Source organism: [Actinomadura] parvosata subsp. kistnae (assembly GCF_900323885.1).
Taxonomy (GTDB): Bacteria; Actinomycetota; Actinomycetes; order Streptosporangiales; family Streptosporangiaceae; genus Nonomuraea; species Nonomuraea composti.
The window spans coordinates 1018145-1038123 of the sequence record NZ_OOHJ01000015.1; the positions used below are offsets into that span (position 1 = coordinate 1018145).

Genomic DNA, 19979 nt, shown 5'->3' on the forward strand with positions numbered 1-19979 from the left:
TAGACACCGCTCATGCGCTACAACGTGCTGGCCTGCGACTACGACGAGACCCTGGCCACGAACGGCCAGGTGGCCGAGGAGACGATCGAGGCACTGGAGCGGCTGTCGCGGGCCGGGTTCAAGCTGCTGATGGTCACCGGGCGCGAACTGGACGACCTGCTCTCGGTCTTCCCGCACCCCGTGCTGTTCGACCTGATCGTGGCCGAGAACGGCGGTCTCCTGTACGACCCGCGCCAGCGGACCCGCGACGCCCTGGCCGCGCCCCCGCCCGCCGAGCTGGCCGAGCGGCTGCGCGCGGAAGGGGTGCGCCCGCTGGGCGTCGGCCGGGTGCTGATCGCCACGCGCGAGCCGCACGACGTGCCCGTCCTGCGCGCGATCCGCGAGCTGGGCCTGGAGCTGCAGGTCATCTACAACAAGGGCGCCGTCATGGTGCTGCCGCCCGGCGTGAACAAGGCCAGCGGCCTGTGCGCGGCGCTCGACCGCCTGTCCCTGTCACGGCACAGCGTGGTCGCGGTCGGCGACGGCGAGAACGACCACGCGTTCCTGACCGCCGCCGAGTGCGGCGCCGCCGTCGCCAACGCCCTGCCCGCGCTCAAGGACGCCTGCGACCTGCCCCTCGACGCGGCGAACGGGCGGGGCGTGGCCGAGCTGGCGGCGCGGCTGCTGGCGGGCGACCTCGACGAGCTGGACCTGCCCCGCCACCACGTCCTGCTCGGCCACGCGGGCGAGGAGGAGGTACGGCTGCCCACGTACGGGCTCGGCCTGCTGGTGGCGGGGCCGTCCGGCAGCGGCAAGTCCACCGTCACCACCGCCCTGCTCGAACGGCTCAACGGCGACGGCTACCAGTGCGTGATCGTGGACCCGGAGGGCGACTACGCCGAGCATCCGGGCGTCACCGTGCTCGGCGACCCCGACCGGGCGCCGGCCGTGGACGAGGTCATGCACGTGCTGGAGCAGCCGTCCCAGAGCGTCGTGGTCAACCTGATCGGCCTGCAGCTGCGCGACCGCCCCGCGTACTTCGCCGAGCTGCTGCCCCGCCTGACCGGCCTGCGCGCGAAGCTGGGCCACCCACACTGGCTCATCCTGGACGAGGCCCACCACCTGATGCCCGCCGAGGTCCGCCACGTCCCCCTCCAGGGGCCCGGCGACGTCGGCGCGCTGCTGATGATCACCGTGCATCCCGACGCGCTGAGCCCGGCCGCGCTGCGCCTGGTCACCAGCACGATCGCGGTCGGCAAGGAGCCCGGCGACACGCTCGCCGCCTTCGCCACCGCACTCGGCCTGTCCGCCCCGTCGCTGCGCCCCGCCCCGAAGAGCGACATCGCGCTCTGGCAGGACGGTACGGAGCACGCGCGCGCCCTGACCCTCGCCCCCGCCCGCGCCGAGCGCACCCGGCACCGGCGCAAGTACGCGGCCGGCACCATGGCCAAGGACAAGAGCTTCTACTTCACGGGGCCGCAGGAGCGGCTGCGGCTGCGGGCCAGGAACCTGCACACGTTCGTCGAGCTGAGCGAGGGCGTGGACGACGACACCTGGCTGCACCACCTGCGGCGCGGCGACTACTCGGCGTGGATCCGCGACAAGCTCGGCGATGCGGAGCTGGCCGACGAGGTGGCCGCCGTGGAGCAGGCGCACGGCGAGCTGTCGCCCCGGGACGGCCGCCGCCGCGTCGCCGACCTCATCGGCGCCCGCTACACCCTGCCCGCCGAGCCCACCGACTTCGACCCCGACCACAAGGACCGCTGACCTCCGCCTCAGACCGAGCCGGAAGCCGGAGCAGCCCGGCCCGCCGAACGGCGCCGGGCCGCCCGCGGGGGTCAGGCCGGGGCGACGGGTGGCTTGATCGGGGTGCGCCCGCGCCCGAGCAGCCACAGCATGGCCCCCAGGGCGGCGACCTGCAACGGCCACCCCATCACGATCTTGGCGAACCCGAGCGCCGCCACCGCTTCGTCCCCGCCGCCGAACAGGTACACCGGCCCCTGCACGGCCACCCGGACCGCGCAGGGCAGCATGAGCAGCCACGTGAGCCGCGTGCACAGCCGCACGATGCCGGGATCCTTGTGCCAGGCGGTGGGGTCGCCCGTCACCGACCCGATCAGGAACCCCACGACCGGCCAGCGGGTGGCGATCGAGAGCAGCATCGCCACCGCGTAGCCGGCGTTGTAGAGGATGCCGGGCAGGAAGTAGTCTTTCGCGTCGCCCGACCGGCTGGCGAAGAACGCGCCGATCGCGATGCCGATCAAGCTGTTGATCACGAACTGCGGCGTGGACTTCTGGATCACGCGCACCACCAGCAGCACCACCGACAGGGAGATGCTGATGATGAGCGACAGCTTGAGGTCTTCGCTGGAGATCCAGGACAACGTGAACGCGATGGTCGGGACCGCCGCCTCGATGATGCCGCGCACCCCGCCGAGGGCCTTGGCGAGCTGTGCTCGCACCGCCGCCTCAACGGTGTCGTGGGCGACCTCTTCCGCCTCAGCACTCACCTGATCAACTCCCTGGGCGCAGCTCGTAACGCGGATTGAACATCACCTTGCGCCCGTCCTGCATGCTGACCAGGCCCTCGGCCTTGACCGTGCGGCCCGGCTCGATGCCCGCGATCTTGCGACGGCCGAGCCAGACCAGGTCGATCACGTCGGACCCGTCGTAGAGCTCGGCCTCCAGAGCGGGGGCGCCGCCCCTCGGACGCAGAGTCACCGTACGTAGCGTACCCGCCACACAGAAGCGGCGGCGACCGCCACACGAGACGATCGGGGTCGCGCCGACCTCGTCGGCGTCCTCCCGGAGTTCCTGGGCCTCGATCTCCGACTGGCTGGTGGCCAGGCGGCTGAAGAACCCGCGCAATCCCCCGCGTTTAGGGGGCTCTGCCGTACTCATGATGCCTCAGCCTATGTGATGTCAGCTCTTAGCGAATCTCACTGATTTCAGGACCTCGTTTGAACGGGTTGAGCCCCGGCCGCTGCTCGCCCGGCTCGTTCGGCTGCTCGTTCGGACGGCGCAGCGGAATGGGCTCCTCACGCGCCATCGGCTCGTCGCCGCGCACGACCACGACGTCCTTGATGAAGTCGATGAACGGCTCCGCGACCGCGTCGTCGGTGGCCGCCTTGCCGGAGATCACCGCCAGCAGGAACCAGCGCGGCCCGTCGATGCCGAGGTAGCGTGCCGGGCGGCTGTTGCCCTCGACCTGCATCTCGCCGGCCAGCTCCGTGCCGAACGGCCCCTCGCGCTCCTCCAGGTGCTTCGCCTGGTTGAGGATCTTGGTCTTGACCTCGTCCCACAGGCCGGAGCTGCGCGGCGCGGCCAGCGCCTGGAGCTGCAGCGAGCTCTCCTCGTACAGGACGACCACCCCGACGTGCTGGTCCCCCACGGAGGCCAGGCGCACGTCGAAGTCGGGGTTGTGCGGCAGCCGCAGGCCGCCCAGGTCGATGCGCTCGGTCTCCGGGTGGGCCTCGTCGGCGTCCCACGGGCCGGACTCTCGCGTTGGCGCGGCAGGCTCCCGCTCGACCGCCTGCTCCGGCTGCTCACGACGACGACGTCGGAACACGTTCCTCACTCTCCCTGCTCGTCGGGCCCCTGCGGGCCCGTGGTTCGCCGGGCCCTGCCGGGCCCCTTCCCATCAACGGCCGGTCGATCCGAACCCGCCGGCGCCCCGCACGGACTCCGGCAACCGCTCGGCCGCCACGAACGTCACCCGCTCGACCCGCTGGATGACGAGCTGCGCCACCCGGTCGCCGCGCCGCAGCTTGAACGGCTCCTTGAGGTCGGTGTTGATCACCGTCACCTTGATCTCGCCCCGGTAGCCGGCGTCGACCGTGCCGGGCGCGTTGACCAGCGTGACACCGTGCTTGGCCGCCAACCCCGAACGCGGATGCACGAAAGCCGCATACCCATCGGGAAGGGCGATCGCCAGCCCCGTGCCGACGACGGCCCGCTCACCGGGCAGCAGCTCCACGTCCTCGGCCGCGTAGAGGTCGGCTCCCGCGTCACCCGGATGGGCGTACGACGGGATCGGCAGCTCGGGGTCGAGCCGCTGGATGAGGACCTCAGCTCCGCTCAAGGGTTCACCTCGTAGTCCTGGTGTTCGGCGGCGATGGCGGCCAGATCGCCGTGCTTGGCGAAGTGTTCCATGTTCACCTCGATGAACAGCGCTGCCGCGCGGACGGCGACCGGCCCGTCTGGAGCGCCGATGCGCCCCTCAGCCTCAAGGTACGCCTTTCTGCCGTCGATGCCGGTGCACCAGGCACGCAGGTGGAGTGTCGTGCCCACGGGAACGGGGAGGAGGTAGTCGGTCTCCAGACGTCCCGTCACATACGGCTTGTGGAGCAGGTAGACGGACATACCGATGACTTCGTCCATGGCGGTGGCCAGCACGCCGCCGTGCGCCAGCCTCGGCGCACCCTGATGCGCCTCCCCCACCGTGAACTCCGCCTCCACAGTGGCCCCGTCCGGAGTTCGGGCCTTGAGATGCAGCCCCGTCGGATGCCCGGCACCGCACCCGAAACACTTGCTGTAGTGGGAGCCCAACGTGCTACCCGCCGAGGGCGCGTCAGGATGCGCGGGGGGCGGCTGCGCGCCCGGCGGCGGGGTGGTGAGGGAGGAACGCGTCACGGGTGACGAGGTTACTCGGTGTCCCACCCCACCGCTGCTCCAGCAGCCCCCCACACCGATCGCCCGTCCCGATCACCCTCCAGCTCCCTCGAACGGCCCACCCCGATCACCCGCCCGCCGCGATCCCCTCACTCACCGCAACCGGCCGCCGCCCACACAGCGCAGACGCCAACCCGGCCACCAGCCCCGCGCGGACCATTCGCCCGCTCATCCCGCTCGCCGCAACCGGACACCCGCCCAAGCGGCGTGGACGGCCACGCCTGGCCGCCAGTCCGCCCGGCTACCAGCCCGCGCGGACCGCTCGCCCGCTCATCCCGCTCGCCGCAACCGGACACCCGCCCGGACAGTGCAGACGGCCCGTCCGGATCATCCCAGCCGCCGCGTCGTCCCGACCGTCTCGCCCGGACGCCCGCTCGGACGGCTCGCCAGGGTCATCCCCGGCCGGACCGCTCGCCCCGCCCAGGCACCAGCCTCTCCTCGGCCCGCTCGGACGCTTCGCCCCGATCGCCTCGCTCGGGCGGCTCGTTCCCGATCAGCCGCGCTCGGGCACCCGACCGGACGGGTCGTCGCGGTCGGACGGATGGTCGTCCCGAGCGGGGGGCTCGTCGCGGTCGGAGGGCTCGGGTGAGGGCGAGGGTGGTGGTGGGGCTTCGGCGGTGGGGTCGTGGCCTGGGGGGAGGGCCGGTGGTTGGTGGCGTAGCTCCGGGAGGGCCCGGTAGATGACCGCCGCCACCGGTACGGCCACGGCGGCGCCCGCGATGCCCGCCAGGATGCCGCCCACCGACAGCACGAGGATGATGGCCAGCGGATGGAAGTTGAGCGCCCGGCCCACGATCAGCGGCTGCAGCACGTGGTTTTCGAGCTGCTGCTCCACGATGAGGATGCCGAGGAAGATCAGGGCGTAGACGAGGCCCTTGGCGCCCAGCGTGACGAGGGTGGCGATGGTGCCGGCGAAGAAGATGCCGACGATCGGGATGAAGCTGGCGAAGAAGATGAGCACGGCCAGCGGCGCCCACAGCGGCACGCCCATGCCGGCCAGCACGATGCCCATGATGAGGCCGTGCACGGCGGCCACCGCGACGGTGCCCTGCACGTAGTGGGAGAGCGTGGCCCACGCGGCCCGGCCGGCCCGGTCGACGCGCGGCGCCACCCCGCCGAACGCCTTGAGGAACCAGCCCCAGATGCGGTCGCCGTCTTTGAGCAGAAAGAACGTCACGAACAGGAGCAGCACGATGGACGCGAGCACCTCGACGGCCACCGCCCCGGCGGACAGCACGGTGCCGGTGATGGCGGTGCGCTGCGCGTTGAGCATGGCGGCGATCTCGTCGACGTAGCCGGTGATCTGGGTCTGCTCCAGGTGCAGCGGGCCCTGGATCAGCCACTCCTGCACGGACCGGGCGGTCTCCTGGACCTGCTCGACGAGGTTGGGGAACTCTTCGCCGGCGCGCGCCCCGACCAGCCACCCGGTGCCGCCGAGCACGGCCAGGGCCACCAGCATGGTGATCCAGGTGGCGTAGATGGGCCGCATGCCGGCGCCCCGCAGGGCGTTGGTCAGCGGGAACAGCAGCGCGGTCAACAGGAGCGCGATCGCCACGGGCAACGCCACGAACGCCAGGCGGGCGATCGCCTGGACGATGAAGTAGACGACCACGCCGACGAGGATCAGGCACCCACTCCACGCGGCCATTCTGGCCAGCACGGGCGGCACGAGCTTGGTTGGGCGGTCGGAAAGCACGTGTTCAAGACTGGCACGTCCGGGCTCCGGATGCGCGCGGATATCGGGCCGGCAGCTCAGAGCGTAACGAAGCAGCAGAACGCCCGGGCCGCGCCACCGCGCCAAGCCAAGCCAACGCCAAGCCCGGACGAGCCAAGCCCGGACGAGCCAACGCCGGGCGAGCCAACGGCGGGCGAGCCAAAGCCGGGCGAACACCTCGGAGATCGGGCCTGGGCAAGGCGAGGGGTGCGTGTCACCGTCATGGTCATGAAGGCTGTGGTGGTCCTCACCGTGCTGGCGTCGCTCGTCGCCGCCCCCGCCCCCGCGTACGCCTCCCGCGCCCCCCTGACGCTGGAGGTCCTGTCCAGCCGCCCCGACCAGGTGACCGGCGGTGACGCCCTGATCAGGGTCCGTGGAGGGGACGGCGCCCGGGTCAGGGTGCTGCGCGGCGGCGAGGACGTGACGGCGGCCTTCAAGCGGACCGGGAACGGCCTGACCGGCCTGGTGACCGGCCTGGCGGTCGGCGAGAACACGATCACCGCCACGGCCCGCCGGCACCGCACAACGCTGGAACTGCGGAACCACCCCATCGAGGGCCCGGTCTTCTCGGGCCCGCACCAGTACCCGTTCCTGTGCAAGACCGAGCGCTCCGGCCTGGGCCCGCCGGTCGTGGACAACCAGGACGGGCAGGGCATGCGCGTCGTGGGCGGCTGGAGCAGGGACTGCTTCGCCCCGACGGTGACGGACCGCCTCTACCGCTCCACGGACGGCGCGTACAAGCCGATGCCCGCGCAGGGCCGCCCCGCCGACCTGGCCACGACGACGACGCTGGACGGCCGTACGGTCGACTTCGTGGTGCGCAGGGAGCGCGGCGTCATCAACCGGTTCCTGTACTCGATCGCCCTGCTGGAGGACGGCTGGAACGGCAGGGCGATCTACCGTTTCGACGGCGGCGTGGGCATCGGCCACGACCAGGGCACCTTGGGGAGCAGCGCCCTCGACCCGTACGGGCTGGGCAAGGGCTACGCGATCCTGCACTCCTCGGGCACCCGCACCTCGGTGCACTACAACCTGATCCTGGGCGGCGAGACGGCGCTGATGGTCAAGGAGCGTTTCGTGGAGCAGCACGGCCTGCCGCTGTACACGGTGGGCGTGGGCGGCTCGGGCGGCGCGATCCAGCAGTACATCTACGGTCAGAACCACGGCGACCGGGTGATCGACGCCGCGATCCCGCAGTACTCGTACCCGGACATGGTGACCCAGACGATCCACGTGGGCGACTGCGAGCTGCTCGAACGCTACATGGACCACAACCCGCGCTGGGCGCGCTGGGACGACCGCACGGCCCTGATCGGCATGAACGCCAGCGACACGGTCGCGAACCCGTACACCGGCCGGCCGGGCTCGGACGAGTGCGTGAACGGCTGGCGCGGCCTGACCCCGCTGACCATGAACCCGCTGTGGACGAGCGACAACGACCCGGAGTGGGAGCGCATGGACCCGCCGGGCGTCAAGGACACCGTCCAGTGGACGCACTGGGACGACGTGCGCAACGTCTACGGGGTGGACGAGCGCGGCTACGCCCGTTCGACGTGGGACAACGTGGGCGTCCAGTACGGGCTCAGGGCGCTGGCGGACGGGACGATCACGCCGGAGGAGTTCCTCGACCTCAACGCCCGGGTGGGCTCGTGGAAGGAGGCGGCCGACATGGTGCGGGAGGGCTGCCCGTTCGTGCCGTCCGCCTGCCCGGCCGACTTCGACCCGTGGAGCGCCCGCAACGCGAGCCTGAGCGGCGATCCGGCCCCGAGGCGCGCGGGCGGCCCTGAGGCGATCAGGAACGTGCGGCGCAGCGGCCTGGTGTTCGGCGGCGACATCGACATCCCGGTCATCGACTGGCGGCACTACCTGGAGGAGCGGCTCGACATGCACAACGCGCACCAGTCGTTCGCCTCCAGGAAGCGCATGCTGGACCATGACGGCCGGGCGGGCAACCAGGTCATCTGGTTCACCGACGCGCGTCCTGACGGGCCGGCGTTCGACCAGACGCCGGAGGCGCTGCGGGTGATCGACGAGTGGATGGCCAATATCCGGAAATATCCGGCGCGCGGCGTGGTCGGCAACAAGCCGCCCCAAGCCGTGGACCGCTGCTTCGCCACCGACGGCACCGAGATCGCGGCCGGCCCGCACGTCTGGGACGGCATCCTCGACCGCCGCACCCCCGGCCCGTGCACTCAGCGCTTCCCCCTCTACGGAACCTCCCGCACGGTGGCGGGCGGCCCCATCGAGGGCGGCGTCTACAAGTGCCGCCTCCAGCCGGTCGAGCGGGCCCTCGCCAAGGGCCTGTACGGCACGTGGCGCCCGACCCCGGACGAGCGGGCCAGGCTGAAGCAGATCTTCCCCACCGGAGTGTGCGATTACTGACGCGACACAGGAGTTACTGACGCTCCTCGACGAGCGGCAGCTCCCGCATCGTCCGCATGGGCGAGGTGAACACCCACAGGAACGCCACGCAGGCCCCCACGGCACCGACCACCAGCGTGGCCCTGACGCCGATCATCTCGCCCAGCACGCCCCCGAGCAGCCCGCCCAGCGGCATCGTCCCCCATACGAGGAAGCGCATGGTGGCGTTCATCCGGCCGAGCAGCGCCTCGGGCGTGGCGGCCTGGCGGAAGCTGAGCTGGGTGACGTTGTAGATGACGACCCCCGCCCCGTTGCAGAACTCGTAGACGACGACCAGCCCGAGCCGCCAGTCGGCCGCCACCCACGGCAGCAGGAACGTCAGGGGGGCGGGGACCACGATGGCCAGCCACATCGTCGGCCCCTGCCCCAGCCACCGCGCCACGCGCGCGTTGAGCAGCGCGCCGGCGAAGCCGCCGAGCCCGGCCGCGGACATGAGCAGGCCGATGGTGCCCGCGCTCACGGCCAGCTCCCTGGCCAGCAGCAGCAGGATCATCGGGTGGACGATCGCGCCGAACAGGTTCGCGGTGCCGGTGCAGCCGGCGATGCGGCGCAGCAGCCGGTGCCCGAACACGAACCGGACGCCCTCCGCGATCTCCTTGCCCAGGTGGGTGCGCGGCCGCTCCTGGCGGGTCTCGCGCTTGCGGATGGTGCCCAGGCACAGCGCCGACCAGGCGTACCCGAACACGGTGACGACCAGCGCGAACGGTGCGGTGAGGAACTGGATCAGGTAGCCGCCGACGCTGGGCCCGCCGAGCTGCGCCACCGTCCGCACGACCTCCAGCGTGGAGTTGCCCTCGACCAGCCGCTCGCGTCCGACGAGGTGCGGCAGGTAGCTCTGGTACGCGGCGTCGAAGAACACGGTGAACACGCCGAGCACCAGCGCCACGGCGTAGAGCTGGTAGATCGTCAGCACGCCGGCCCACCAGGCCAGCGGCACGGAGGCCAGCGCGAGCGCCCGCGCCCAGTCGCTGACCACCATCACGGACCGCTTGCGCCGCCGGTCGACGATCGCGCCGGCGGGCAGCCCGATGACCACGAACGCGAGTGTCTCGCACGCTGTGAGCAGCCCCAGCTCGAACGGCGAGGCGTGCAGGGCGGTGACCGCGACCAGGGGCAGGGCCAGGAACAGGAGCTGGGTGCCCACCTGGCTGGCGCTGTCGGCCAGGAAGAGGCCGCGGAAGTCGTGCTCGCGTAAGAGGCCCACGACCGGCAGCATCCCGCACCGATTGGGAAATTTCAACCGGTTATAGGCTGACCTGCCATGGGCACCAAACGCCGCCCCGCCACGGAGGCCGAGGCTCGCGCGCTGGCCTCCGCCGTGCGGCTGCGCATCCTGCGTCTCTGTCTCGACCAGGCGCTGACCAACAAGGAGATCGCCGACCGCCTCGGCGCCAACCCCGCCACGATCCTGCACCACGTACGCAAGCTGGTCGAGACCGAGTTCCTGGTGGCCGAGCCGAGCCGGCCGGGCCCGCGCGGGTCCACCGAGATCCCCTACCGGGCCACCGGCAAGTCGTGGGACATGGACGTGCGGGAGAGCGGCGTGCCCGGCGGGCGGGCCGCCATGCTCGACGCCTTCCTGGAGGAGGTGCGGCTCGTGGACCTGGAGGAGGTCAGCTTCACCAGGCTCGGGCTCAGGCTCACCCCCGAAGGCCGCGCCGAGCTGCTCGAACGGCTGCAGGAGGTGTTCGAGGAGTTCCGCGTGCGGCAGCCGCCGCCGGACGGGAAGGCGTACTCGCTGTTCTTCGCCCTGCACAGAGACGTCAGCAGAGACATCAGCAGGGACACGTGAGTGCCGGGCCCGCAGGCCCGGCACTCAGAACGCGCTCAGCCCAGATGGACGTCGACCTTGAGCGTGTCACCGTGGTCGAGCACGAACTCCTCGACGTTGCCCGCCGCGCACAGATCGTCCTGAGCCGCCCGCAGCAGCTCCACGTCGGGCGTCCACACGGTCAGCCGCGACACCTCGGCCCGCATCGACAGCTTGGCCTCGGACTTGGCCTTGCGCACCTGCCCGAGCACCTCGGAGGCCACGGCGAGCACGGCCGGGTCGCCCGCGCCCCGCTCCACCGACGGCCAGGAGGTGCGGTGCACGGAGCCGTCGCGCCACCACGACCACACCTCCTCGGTCACGAACGGCAGGAACGGCGCGAACAGCCGCAGCAGCACGTCGAGCGCCTGCCGCAGCGCCGCGTGCGCCGAGGCGGAGGCGGCGCCGGACTCGTAGGCCCTGGCCTTGACCAGCTCCACGTAGTCGTCGCAGAACGCCCAGAAGAAGCGCTCCACGGCCTCCAGGGCGCGGGTGTGGTCGTAGGACTCGAACGCGTCGGTGGCCTCGCGCACGGCGTCGGACAGCGCCGCCAGCATGGCCAGGTCGAGCGGCTCGGTCACCTCGGCGGCGGACTCTTCCGCGGCCAGCCCCAGGACGAACTTGGAGGCGTTCAGGATCTTGATGGCCAGCCGCCGCCCGACCTTGAGCTGCCCGGCGTCGAAGGCGGTGTCGACGCCGTAGCGGCCGTTGGCCGCCCAGTAGCGCACCGCGTCGGAGCCGTGCTGCTCCAGCAGGTCGATCGGGGTGACGACGTTGCCCTTCGACTTGGACATCTTCTTGCGGTCGGGGTCGAGGATCCACCCCGAGATCGCCACGTCGCTCCACGGCAGCGTGCCGAACTCGGCGTGCGACCTGACCACGGTCGAGAACAGCCAGGTGCGGATGATCTCGTGGCTCTGCGCCCGCAGGCTCATCGGGTAGACGTGCCGGAACAGCTCGTCGTCGGTGCCCCACCGGCCGGCGATCTGCGGGCTGAGCGACGAGGTGGCCCAGGTGTCCATGACGTCGGGGTCGGCCATGAACCCGCCGGGCACGCCGCGCTGCTCCTCGGTGTAGCCGGGCGGCACGTCGGAGGACGGGTCGACCGGCAGCATCTCCTCGGTGGGCAGGATCGGCGCGTCGTGGACGGGCTGTCCGGACTCGTCGATCGGGTACCACACGGGGAACGGCACGCCGAAGAAGCGCTGCCGGGAGATCAGCCAGTCGCCGGTGAGCCCCTCGACCCAGTTGTCGTAGCGCACCCGCATGTGCGGCGGGTGCCAGGTCAGCTCGCGCCCGCGCGCCAGCAGCCGCTCGCGCAGCTCCTCGTCGCGCCCGCCGTTGCGGATGTACCACTGGCGGGTGGTGACGATCTCGAGGGGCTTGTCGCCCTTCTCGTAGAACTTCACCGTGCGCTGCACGGGCCGGGGCTCGCCGTCGAGGTCGCCGGACTCGCGCAGCAGCTCCACGATGCGCTCGCGGGCGCTGTGCACGGTCTTGCCGGCCAGCTCTTTGTACGGCTCGGCGTCGACGCCCTCCGGCGGCTCGGGCAGCAGCCGCCCGTCCCAGCCGATCACGGGCCGGGTGGGCAGGTGCAGCTCCCGCCACCAGGTGACGTCGGTGAGGTCGCCGAACGTGCAGATCATCGCGATGCCGGTGCCCTTGTCGGGCTCGGCCAGGCGGTGCGCCAGCACCGGCACCTCGACGCCGAACAGCGGCGTGAGCACCGAGGTGCCGAACAGCTCCTTGTAGCGCTCGTCGTCGGGGTGGGCGACCAGCGCCACGCAGGCGGGGATGAGCTCGGGCCTGGTGGTCTCGATCCAGACCGGCCCCTTCTCGCCGTAGAAGGAGATCTTGTGGAAGGCGCCGGGCCACTCCCGGTCTTCGAGCTCGGCCTGGGCCACGGCGGTGCGGAAGGAGACGTCCCACAGCGTCGGGGCCTCGGCGAGGTAGGCCTCGCCGCGCAGCAGGTTGCGCAGGAACGCGCGCTGCGCCACGGCCTGTGCCTCGTCGCTGATGGTGGTGTAGAGCAGCGACCAGTCGACCGACAGGCCGATGCGCCGCCACATCTCCTCGTACGCCTGCTCGTCGATGGCGGTGAGCTTGTGGCACAGCTCCACGAAGTTGCGCCGGGAGATGGAGATCTCCCGCTTGCCCGGCTTGTCCGGGGGCACGAAGTCGGGGTCGTAGGGCAGCGACGGGTCGCAGCGCACGCCGTAGACGTTCTGGACACGGCGCTCGGTCGGCAGGCCGTTGTCGTCCCAGCCGATCGGGTAGAACACCGACTTGCCGAGCATGCGCTGGTAGCGGGCCATGATGTCGGTGTGCGTGTAGGAGAAGGCATGACCGACGTGCAGCGAACCGGACACGGTCGGCGGGGGCGTGTCGATGGAGTAGACACGCTCGCGCGGCGCCGACCGGTCGAAGCGGTAGGTGCCCTCTTCCTCCCAGCGAGCTACCCATACCTGCTCCAAGCCGTCAAGGGTCGGCTTTTGGGGCATGGATGGACGGCGTAGTCGCTGTTGAGTCATGCCTCCTTATGGTACGGCTTCGCAGGCCCGCAGGCGTTAGAGACTAGTGTTCGTTACAAAGGGGAAGGGAGATCGACATGGCGGAGGACAAGCCCGATATCGCCTGGCGTGTCGTGGGCGGCCTCGTGGGGCTGGTCACGGCGTGGGCGGCCAGGAAGATCCTCGGGTTCGCCTGGAAGAAGGCGACCGGCAAGGAGCCGCCCATCGACACCGAGTCGCCCGAGGTCAGCATGGGCGAGGCGATCGGTTACGCCGTCGTCATGGGGGTCGGCATGTCGGTGGCGCAGATCGTGGTCAACCGGACCGCCAAGAAGCGCTACGACGCATGGAAGGCTCTGAAGCAGGTGACTCCAGGGCAGTGAGGAACTCGCTCGCCCAGCGGTCCACGTCGTAGGTGGCGACCCGGCGGCGCATCGTGCGCATCCGCCGGGCCAGCTCGTGCGGCGTGGCCCGCATCGCCGCCAGCATCTGGCGCTTGACGTCCTCCACGTCGTACGGGTTGACCAGGTACGCCTGCCGCAGCTCGTCGGCGGCGCCGGCGAACTCGCTGAGCACGAGCGCGCCGTGCAGGTCGTGGTGACAGGAGATGTACTCCTTGGCCACCAGATTCATCCCGTCGCGCAAGGGCGTGACGACCATGACGTCGGCGGCGAGGTAGAGCGCGGCCAGCTCGTCGTGGTCGTACGACTGGTGGAAGTACCACACCGGCTGGTAGCCGAGCTGGGCGTGCTCACCGTTGATCCGCCCGACCTGCAGCTCGATGTCGTCGCGCAGCCTCCGGTACTCGTCCACCCGCTCCCTACTGGGCGTGGCGATCTGCACGAACACGGCCTCGCCCGGCCGCAGGTGCCCGTCCTTGAGCAGCTCGCCGAACCCTTCCAGCCGCTGCCCGATGCCCTTGGTGTAGTCGAGCCGGTCCACGCCGAGCAGCACGTGCTCGGGGTCGCCGAGCTCGACCCTGATCTCCTTGGCGCGGTCCACGATGCGCGGCTCGCGCACGAGCGAGTCGAGGTGCGCGAAGTCCACGGAGATCGGGAACGCCTGCGTGGTGACGATCCGGTCGTCGAGGAAGATCTCGTTCCCCTTGTACGGCAGCCCGAGCAGCCGCCGGCACAGCCTGCGGAAGTTCGAGGCGCCGCCGGGCAGCTGGAAGCCGACGAGGTCGGCCCCGAGCAGCCCTTCGACGAGCTCCTTGCGCCACGGCAGCCGCCAGAACAGCTCGGTGGGCGGGAACGGGATGTGCAGGAAGAAGCCGATCCGCAGGTCGGGCCGGAGCTTGCGGAGCATCGCGGGCACGAGCTGGAGCTGGTAGTCCTGCACCCACACCACCGCGCCCTCCTCGGCCGCCTCGGCAGCGGCCTCGGCGAAGCGCTGGTTGACGCTGCGGTAGGTCTCCCACATCTCCCTGTCGAACACCGGGGTCGCGACCACGTCGTGGTAGAGCGGCCACAGGGTCGCGTTCGAGAAGCCCTCGTAGTAGAGCTCGACCTCACGGGCGGACAACGGGATCGGGATGAGGCTCATCCCGTCCTGCTCGAAGGGCTCCAGCTTCTCGTCGGGCGCCCCGTGCCAGCCGGCCCAGGCTCCATGACGGCGCTGCATCACCGGCGCGATCGCGGTGACGAGGCCGCCAGGACTCCTGCGCCACGAAGCCGTTCCGTCGGGCTCGATCGTGCGATCGACCGGCAACCGGTTCGCGACGATCAGAAACGAGCTACGGCCAGTCAACGCAGTCCTCCTATGGGGTCATGTGTCAGGAAAGCCGCCGAGAGCGCGGCTAACGGCGGCCACCACCGACTCAGGCCCCGCATGGGGGATGATCGCGGCGATGTGGGAGTCGGGCCTGATGAGCCATGCCTCGTCCGGCCCGGCGCCGAGCCTCTCAGCGAGCGTGCCGGTCCCATCCATTTCCGCGAGCCCGCGTACGGCGAGCGGCGCCGGTATGACCTTGCCCAGGACCTGCACAAACAAACTCGAATCGCACATATCGCCCAGTAGGACGAGGAATCCCTCTCTGGTGTACTCCCGCAACCTGCCTCCCGGCAGCGGCAGATCGGGCAGGATCACGCCGGGCGCGGGCGGGCACACGGCACCCTTCGGCGGCCGGCCCAGGAACGGCCGGGTCGGCTCGGGCGTGGTCAGCGGCGAGTCCACGTACCAGAACGGCTCGGCGAACCGCCCCGAGTCGACCTCCTCGATCCGCCCGCCCTCCAGCGCCGCGCGCCTGCGCATGCGCTCCTCCACCGTCGTGGGGACGAGGAAGCGCATGGTGGCGGCGGTGACCTCCAGGTTCTCCAGCGCCGCCGCGTGCCGCTCCGTGTGGTACGACTCCAGCAGCCCCGGCCCCGCCCACCCGTTCAGCGCGAAGGCGAGCTTCCAGGCGGCGTTCTCGGCGTCCGGCACGCCCGAGTTGAGCCCGCGCGCCCCGAACGGGGCCACCAGATGGGCGCAGTCGCCCGCCAGGAGGACGCGGCCGACCCGCATGCGGGAGGCGATGCGGGAGTGGAAGCGGTAGGTGCTGTGCCAGAGCAGCTCGTACGGCCGTTCACCTATGATTTGCCGGATTTTTCGGGAAATATCAGCTTCCGTGGGGATGAAGTCCGGCGCGATCTGCCAGTCGATCCGGTACGTGCCCCCGGGCACGGATGGATGAGCACCTGGCGCCCCGGGTTCCAGACCGGGTCGAAGTAGAAGCGCCGCTCGTTCTCCCAGCCGGGCAGGTCCGCCTTGATGTCGCAGATGAGGAACTGGTCCTCGAACGAGTGCCCGGTGAACGAGACGCCCAGCGACGCCCGTACCGCCTGCGCCCTGGCCCCCGCGCAGACCAGCACGTACGGCGCCCGCAGCAGCCGCTGCCCGCAGTGCACCGTCACCCCGGAGTCGTCCTGGTCCAGCCCCGTGACCTCGTGGCCCCAGCGCACCTCGACGAGCGGCTGCGCCGCGATGACCTCGTCGAGGATCTGCTCGGTGCGGGCCTGGGAGATGTTCACGCACGGCGGCAGCGGCCCCTCGCGCTCGAACGTCCAGGAGAACAGCTCGCGGTCGCGGTGGTAGGTGCGGGCCGTCGTCCAGGCCAGCCCCTCCTCCGCCACCTTGCCCGCGCCGGCGGCGGCCCAGATGTCGAGCACGTCGCGCTGCTGGCAGATCGACCGCGACCCGCCGCTCCCCCGCCCCGGCCGCCGGTCCAGCACCAGCACCTGCACGCCCCACCGGGCCAGCAGCAGCGCCGCGCTCTGCCCGACCGGCCCGGCCCCGACCACGATGACCTGCGGCTCGCTCATGCCTGCAACTCGTCCCACACCTGGCGGTCGCGCTCGGCCGTCCAGATGCGCGGCCGCTCCACGCCGTGCAGCTCGTCCCACAGCCTGGAGACGTTGAACGGCAGGCAGTGCTCGAAGATCGGCCAGCGGCCGTACCGCGGCTCCAGGGCCCGGTGCGTACGCTCGAACGCCTCCTTCAGCGACCCCGCCGCGCCCACCTCACGCAACATCACGGTCAGGAAGTCGCGGGTCTGCCCGATGGCCGCCGCGACGCCCTCCTCGCCCCTGGCCACCGCGCCCCGGCCGCCGACCAGCGTCTCCGCCCCGAACGCGGCCACCCGGTCGAGCGTCGCCGACGACCAGTCGCGGTGGAAGGCGTCACCGGTGTAGAGGGCGGCCTGCGACTCGACGAGGTCGCCCGCGAACAGGATGCGCCGCTCAGGCAGCCACGCCACCAGGTCGCCCTCGGTGTGGCCGCGCCCGCAGTACTGCAGCACCAGGTCGCCGCGCCCGCCGCCGAGGTCGATCGTGAAGCGGTCGCTGAACGTGGCCGTCGGCCAGGTCAGGCCGGGGATCGAGCCGGGGTCCTTGAACAGGCGGGGCATGCGGGCGTACTCGCTGGCCCAGTCCTGCTCGCCGCGCTCGGCGATCAGCTCGCGGGTCTTCTCGTGCGTGACGATCACGTCCGCGCCGAACGCCGAGGCGCCCAGGACCCGGACCGCGTGGTAGTGCGACAGCACCAGGTACCGGATCGGCTTGTCGGTGTGCTCGCGCAGCCTGGCCAGCCACTCGCGGGCGGCCACCGGGGTCGCCAGCGCCTCGAAGCAGACGAGGAAGTCGTCGCCCTCGATCGCGCCGACGTTCGGGTCCCCCTCGGCGGTGAGCGCGTACACACCCTCCGCGAGCACCTCCAGCGACTGCTTCTTCTCGCCGAGATCCGCCGACGAGGCGAACGGCTTGACCATCGCTCCTCCTCCCGCTCAGGCGCCGGCTCGGACAGAGGCATACCCCGAGGTGCGGCTCGAACCTGTGGTTCGCTCTCTTGACAGGGAAGTCGAGACGGTGATGTGTTTACCGAACATTCGGTCAGTTGACAAGGGAGATCCGCATTGGAGAGCGCGCGCCGCATGATGGCCGCCGACACCGCCTCCGCCGCCCTCGGCATCGAGCTGACCGAGCTGGCAGAGGGCCGGGCGGTGTGCCGCATGACCGTGACCGACCAGATGATCAACGGGCACGGCCTCTGCCACGGCGGATACGTGTTCCTGCTGGCCGACACGGCGTTCGCGGGCGCGTGCAACACCTACGGCCCCGTCACGGTGGCGGCCGGAGCCGACATCACGTTCGTCTCCCCCGCCCGCGCCGGCGACGAGCTGGTGGCCGAGGCGGCCGAACGCACCCGCTACGGCCGCAGCGGCATCTACGACGTCACCGTGCGGCGGCCCGACGGTCAGGTGGTCGCGGAGTTCCGCGGCCGGAGCCGGGAGATGAGATGAGACGCCGGGAGTTCAGATGAAGCTAGGCGATCCCCCCGCGAGCCACGAGCTCGACCCCATCGAGCGCGTCTCACGCGACGAGCTCATGGCGCTCCAGCTCGAACGCCTCCAGCGGACCCTGCGCCGTGCCTACGAGAACGTGCCGCTCTACCGCGACAAGTTCGACCGGGCCGGCGTGCACCCCAGCGACTGCAAGGAGCTCGGCGACCTCGCCAAGTTCCCCTTCACCACGAAGCAGGACCTGCGCGAGTCCTACCCGTTCGGCATGTTCGCCGTGCCGCGCGAGCAGGTCGTCCGCGTCCACGCCTCCAGCGGCACCACCGGGCAGCCCACCGTCGTCGGCTACACCAAGAACGACATCGACGTGTGGGCCGAGGTCGTCGCCCGCTCCATCCGCGCCTCCGGCGGCCGGCCCGGCGACATCGTGCACGTCGCCTACGGCTACGGCCTGTTCACCGGCGGGCTCGGCGCCCACTACGGGGCCGAACGGCTCGGCTGCACCGTCGTGCCCGTCTCCGGCGGCATGACGCCCCGGCAGGTGCGGCTCATCCACGACTTCCGGCCCGACATCATCATGGTCACGCCGTCGTACATGCTGGCCCTGCTCGACGAGTTCACCGCCCAGGGGCTCGACCCGCGCGAGTCGTCCCTGCGCGTCGGCATCTTCGGCGCCGAACCCTGGACCGAGCGGATGCGCACCGAGATCGAGGACCGCTTCGACCTGCACGCCGTCGACATCTACGGCCTGTCCGAAGTGATGGGGCCCGGCGTGGCCAACGAATGCGTCGAGACCAAGGACGGCCTGCACATCTGGGAGGACCACTTCTACCCCGAGACCGTCGACCCCTTCACCGGCGAACCCGCCGAAGAAGGCGAGCTCGTCTTCACCAGCCTCACCAAAGAGGCCATGCCGATCATCCGCTACCGCACCCGCGACCTCACCCGGCTCCTGCCCGGCACCGCCCGCCCCGTCTTCCGCCGCATGCAGAAGGTCACCGGACGCACCGACGACATGATCATCCTGCGCGGCGTGAACGTGTTCCCCACCCAGATCGAGGAGATCGTCCTCGGCATCGAAGCCCTGTCACCGCACTTCCAGCTCCACCTCACCCGCCCCGACCGGCTCGACGTCATGACCGTCAAGGTCGAGGCCCGCCCCGGCGCCACCGGGCGTACCGAAGCGGCCGAACTCCTCCGCAAAGCCGTCAAGGACACCGTCGGCGTCACCGTCACCGTCGAAGTCGTCGACCCCGAGACCCTCGAACGCTCCGTCGGCAAGCTCAAACGAGTCGTCGACAAGCGGAATACTTGACGGCATGGCCACCCAGAACCCCGCTCGCCCGCGCCGGCGCGGCCACGACCCCGAGTCGGTGCTGTCCATCGCGGTGAGCGTGTTCAACGAGCGCGGCTACGACGGCACCAGCATGGAAGACCTCGCCAGAGCGCTCGGAGTCACCAAGTCGGCCATCTACTACCACGTGCCCGGCAAGGAACAACTCCTCGCCCGCGCCCTCGACCGGGCCCTCGACGGCCTCTTCGCCATGGTCACCGACCCGCGCGCCGCCGCAGGGCCCGCCATCGACCGCCTCGAATTCGTCGTCCGGCAGAGCGTCCGCATCCTCGTCGACCGCCTGCCGTACGTGACGCTGCTGCTGCGCGTACGCGGCAACAGCGCCACCGAACAGGCGGCACTCGAACGGCGCCGCGAGTTCGACCGCTTCATCGCCCACCTCGTCAAACAAGCGGCCGCGGAGGGCAGCATCCGCGCCGACGTCGACCCCGCCCTGGTCACCCGCCTCCTGTTCGGCGCCGTCAACTCGATCACCGAGTGGTACCACCCGTCGCGCGGCGCCACCGCCGACGACCTCGCCAACACCCTCCTCACCATCACCTTGGACGGCCTCCGCACCCCCACCCCTTGACCCCGCTGCGAGGGCCCGCGCCCCTGCCCACAGGCGACGACCCGAGGACGACCGCGCACTTCGTGGACGGGCGCAACACGCACGCAGCGGACCGAAACGGCCAACGTCCCAGGCGGCAAGCAGCAGGCGACCCATCGAGCAGTCACCGGCGAAATGGCGAGCGGCGCGGGCGCGC

General features: G+C 71.1%; 19 protein-coding genes. 7 read left to right on the forward strand and 12 right to left on the reverse strand.

Annotated elements, in window-relative coordinates:
- The first annotated feature begins 12 nt into the window (after positions 1 to 12).
- A complete protein-coding gene (locus KIS93_RS19360) occupies positions 13 to 1746 on the forward strand; it encodes an HAD family hydrolase (protein ID WP_080036273.1) in 1734 nt (577 codons plus the stop codon).
- 71 nt (positions 1747 to 1817) lie between these two features.
- Here KIS93_RS19360 and KIS93_RS19365 read toward each other — a convergent pair whose 3' ends face one another.
- The 6 genes from KIS93_RS19365 to KIS93_RS19390 form a co-directional block, all read right to left on the reverse strand.
- Positions 1818 to 2489 carry a DUF3159 domain-containing protein gene (locus KIS93_RS19365; protein WP_230465927.1) on the reverse strand — a complete coding sequence of 224 codons (672 nt, stop codon included), beginning with the start codon at positions 2487 to 2489 and terminating at the stop codon, positions 1818 to 1820.
- Positions 2490 to 2493: 4 nt separating this feature from the next.
- Positions 2494 to 2880 (reverse strand): OB-fold nucleic acid binding domain-containing protein, encoded by a 387-nt coding sequence (locus KIS93_RS19370; protein WP_043614113.1) that lies wholly within the window; start codon positions 2878 to 2880, stop codon positions 2494 to 2496.
- Positions 2881 to 2908: 28 nt separating this feature from the next.
- The gene (locus KIS93_RS19375) at positions 2909 to 3547 is read right to left on the reverse strand and encodes a DUF3710 domain-containing protein (RefSeq protein WP_080046398.1); all 639 of its coding nucleotides are present in this window, start codon (positions 3545 to 3547) and stop codon (positions 2909 to 2911) included.
- Between the two features lie 72 nt (positions 3548 to 3619).
- A complete protein-coding gene (gene dut, locus KIS93_RS19380; RefSeq protein WP_080036272.1) occupies positions 3620 to 4060 on the reverse strand; it encodes a dUTP diphosphatase in 441 nt (146 codons plus the stop codon).
- Positions 4057 to 4437 (reverse strand): PaaI family thioesterase, encoded by a 381-nt coding sequence (locus tag KIS93_RS19385; RefSeq protein WP_329607688.1) that lies wholly within the window; start codon positions 4435 to 4437, stop codon positions 4057 to 4059. The genes dut and KIS93_RS19385 overlap by 4 nt, the downstream gene beginning before the upstream one ends.
- A 706-nt stretch (positions 4438 to 5143) precedes the next feature.
- On the reverse strand, positions 5144 to 6346 hold the full coding sequence (locus tag KIS93_RS19390) for an AI-2E family transporter (protein WP_080036269.1): 1203 nt from the start codon (positions 6344 to 6346) through the stop codon (positions 5144 to 5146).
- Positions 6347 to 6592: 246 nt separating this feature from the next.
- Between KIS93_RS19390 and KIS93_RS19395 the strand changes: the two genes are divergently transcribed.
- The gene (locus KIS93_RS19395) at positions 6593 to 8746 is read left to right on the forward strand and encodes a DUF6351 family protein (RefSeq protein ID WP_155126294.1); all 2154 of its coding nucleotides are present in this window, start codon (positions 6593 to 6595) and stop codon (positions 8744 to 8746) included.
- 13 nt (positions 8747 to 8759) lie between these two features.
- Here the strand turns inward: KIS93_RS19395 and KIS93_RS19400 are convergent, their stop codons facing one another.
- Positions 8760 to 9989: an MFS transporter gene (locus KIS93_RS19400; protein WP_230465926.1), complete on the reverse strand. Its 1230-nt coding sequence runs from the start codon at positions 9987 to 9989 to the stop codon at positions 8760 to 8762.
- Between the two features lie 57 nt (positions 9990 to 10046).
- Here KIS93_RS19400 and KIS93_RS65410 point away from each other — a divergent pair, with 57 nt between their 5' ends.
- Positions 10047 to 10577, forward strand: a complete 531-nt coding sequence (locus KIS93_RS65410) for an ArsR/SmtB family transcription factor (RefSeq protein WP_080036266.1) — start codon at positions 10047 to 10049, stop codon at positions 10575 to 10577.
- A 35-nt stretch (positions 10578 to 10612) separates the two neighbouring features.
- On the opposite strand, the gene valS is transcribed toward KIS93_RS65410, so the two are convergent.
- Positions 10613 to 13126 carry a valine--tRNA ligase gene (valS, locus tag KIS93_RS19410; RefSeq protein ID WP_080036265.1) on the reverse strand — a complete coding sequence of 838 codons (2514 nt, stop codon included), beginning with the start codon at positions 13124 to 13126 and terminating at the stop codon, positions 10613 to 10615.
- A 77-nt stretch (positions 13127 to 13203) separates the two neighbouring features.
- On the opposite strand from valS, the gene KIS93_RS19415 reads away from it, so the two are divergent.
- Entirely contained in the window at positions 13204 to 13488 is a 285-nt protein-coding gene (locus KIS93_RS19415; protein ID WP_080036264.1) for a DUF4235 domain-containing protein, read from the forward strand.
- Here the strand turns inward: KIS93_RS19415 and KIS93_RS19420 are convergent.
- From KIS93_RS19420 to KIS93_RS19430, 4 genes are read right to left on the reverse strand one after another with little or no spacing between them, the layout of a single operon-like run.
- Positions 13421 to 14854 carry an alpha,alpha-trehalose-phosphate synthase (UDP-forming) gene (locus KIS93_RS19420; RefSeq protein WP_080036263.1) on the reverse strand — a complete coding sequence of 478 codons (1434 nt, stop codon included), beginning with the start codon at positions 14852 to 14854 and terminating at the stop codon, positions 13421 to 13423. The genes KIS93_RS19415 and KIS93_RS19420 overlap by 68 nt on opposite strands.
- Positions 14855 to 14872: 18 nt before the next feature.
- Positions 14873 to 15769, reverse strand: a complete 897-nt coding sequence (locus tag KIS93_RS69545) for an FAD-dependent monooxygenase (RefSeq protein WP_335673898.1) — start codon at positions 15767 to 15769, stop codon at positions 14873 to 14875.
- The gene (locus KIS93_RS69550) at positions 15676 to 16407 is read right to left on the reverse strand and encodes an FAD-dependent monooxygenase (protein ID WP_335673899.1); all 732 of its coding nucleotides are present in this window, start codon (positions 16405 to 16407) and stop codon (positions 15676 to 15678) included. Before KIS93_RS69550 ends, KIS93_RS69545 begins: the two co-directional genes overlap by 94 nt.
- Positions 16404 to 17351, reverse strand: a complete 948-nt coding sequence (locus KIS93_RS19430; RefSeq protein WP_080036261.1) for an MBL fold metallo-hydrolase — start codon at positions 17349 to 17351, stop codon at positions 16404 to 16406. Before KIS93_RS19430 ends, KIS93_RS69550 begins: the two co-directional genes overlap by 4 nt.
- Positions 17352 to 17513: 162 nt before the next feature.
- Here KIS93_RS19430 and paaI point away from each other — a divergent pair, with 162 nt between their 5' ends.
- Genes paaI through KIS93_RS19445 form a run of 3 tightly spaced genes read left to right on the forward strand, consistent with a single transcriptional unit; the run spans position 17514 to position 19804 of the window.
- Positions 17514 to 17882 carry a hydroxyphenylacetyl-CoA thioesterase PaaI gene (gene paaI / locus KIS93_RS19435; RefSeq protein WP_080036260.1) on the forward strand — a complete coding sequence of 123 codons (369 nt, stop codon included), beginning with the start codon at positions 17514 to 17516 and terminating at the stop codon, positions 17880 to 17882.
- Positions 17883 to 17898: 16 nt separating this feature from the next.
- Positions 17899 to 19194 carry a phenylacetate--CoA ligase PaaK gene (paaK, locus tag KIS93_RS19440; RefSeq protein WP_186404322.1) on the forward strand — a complete coding sequence of 432 codons (1296 nt, stop codon included), beginning with the start codon at positions 17899 to 17901 and terminating at the stop codon, positions 19192 to 19194.
- 4 nt (positions 19195 to 19198) lie between these two features.
- Positions 19199 to 19804 carry a TetR/AcrR family transcriptional regulator gene (locus KIS93_RS19445; RefSeq protein ID WP_080036258.1) on the forward strand — a complete coding sequence of 202 codons (606 nt, stop codon included), beginning with the start codon at positions 19199 to 19201 and terminating at the stop codon, positions 19802 to 19804.
- Positions 19805 to 19979: the final 175 nt, after the last annotated feature.

Bases quoted from the DNA above. Each gene is read 5' to 3' on its own strand.
- KIS93_RS19360 (WP_080036273.1), top strand. From the start codon at position 13: ATGCGCTACAACGTGCTGGCCTGCGACTACGACGAGACCCTGGCCACG.
- KIS93_RS19370 (WP_043614113.1), bottom strand. From the start codon at position 2,880: ATGAGTACGGCAGAGCCCCCTAAACGCGGGGGATTGCGCGGGTTCTTC.
- KIS93_RS19395 (WP_155126294.1), top strand. From the start codon at position 6,593: ATGAAGGCTGTGGTGGTCCTCACCGTGCTGGCGTCGCTCGTCGCCGCC.
- KIS93_RS65410 (WP_080036266.1), top strand. From the start codon at position 10,047: ATGGGCACCAAACGCCGCCCCGCCACGGAGGCCGAGGCTCGCGCGCTG.
- valS (WP_080036265.1), bottom strand. From the start codon at position 13,126: ATGACTCAACAGCGACTACGCCGTCCATCCATGCCCCAAAAGCCGACC.
- KIS93_RS19415 (WP_080036264.1), top strand. From the start codon at position 13,204: ATGGCGGAGGACAAGCCCGATATCGCCTGGCGTGTCGTGGGCGGCCTC.
- KIS93_RS69550 (WP_335673899.1), bottom strand. From the start codon at position 16,407: ATGAGCGAGCCGCAGGTCATCGTGGTCGGGGCCGGGCCGGTCGGGCAG.
- KIS93_RS19430 (WP_080036261.1), bottom strand. From the start codon at position 17,351: ATGGTCAAGCCGTTCGCCTCGTCGGCGGATCTCGGCGAGAAGAAGCAG.
- paaI (WP_080036260.1), top strand. From the start codon at position 17,514: ATGATGGCCGCCGACACCGCCTCCGCCGCCCTCGGCATCGAGCTGACC.
- paaK (WP_186404322.1), top strand. From the start codon at position 17,899: ATGAAGCTAGGCGATCCCCCCGCGAGCCACGAGCTCGACCCCATCGAG.
- KIS93_RS19445 (WP_080036258.1), top strand. From the start codon at position 19,199: ATGGCCACCCAGAACCCCGCTCGCCCGCGCCGGCGCGGCCACGACCCC.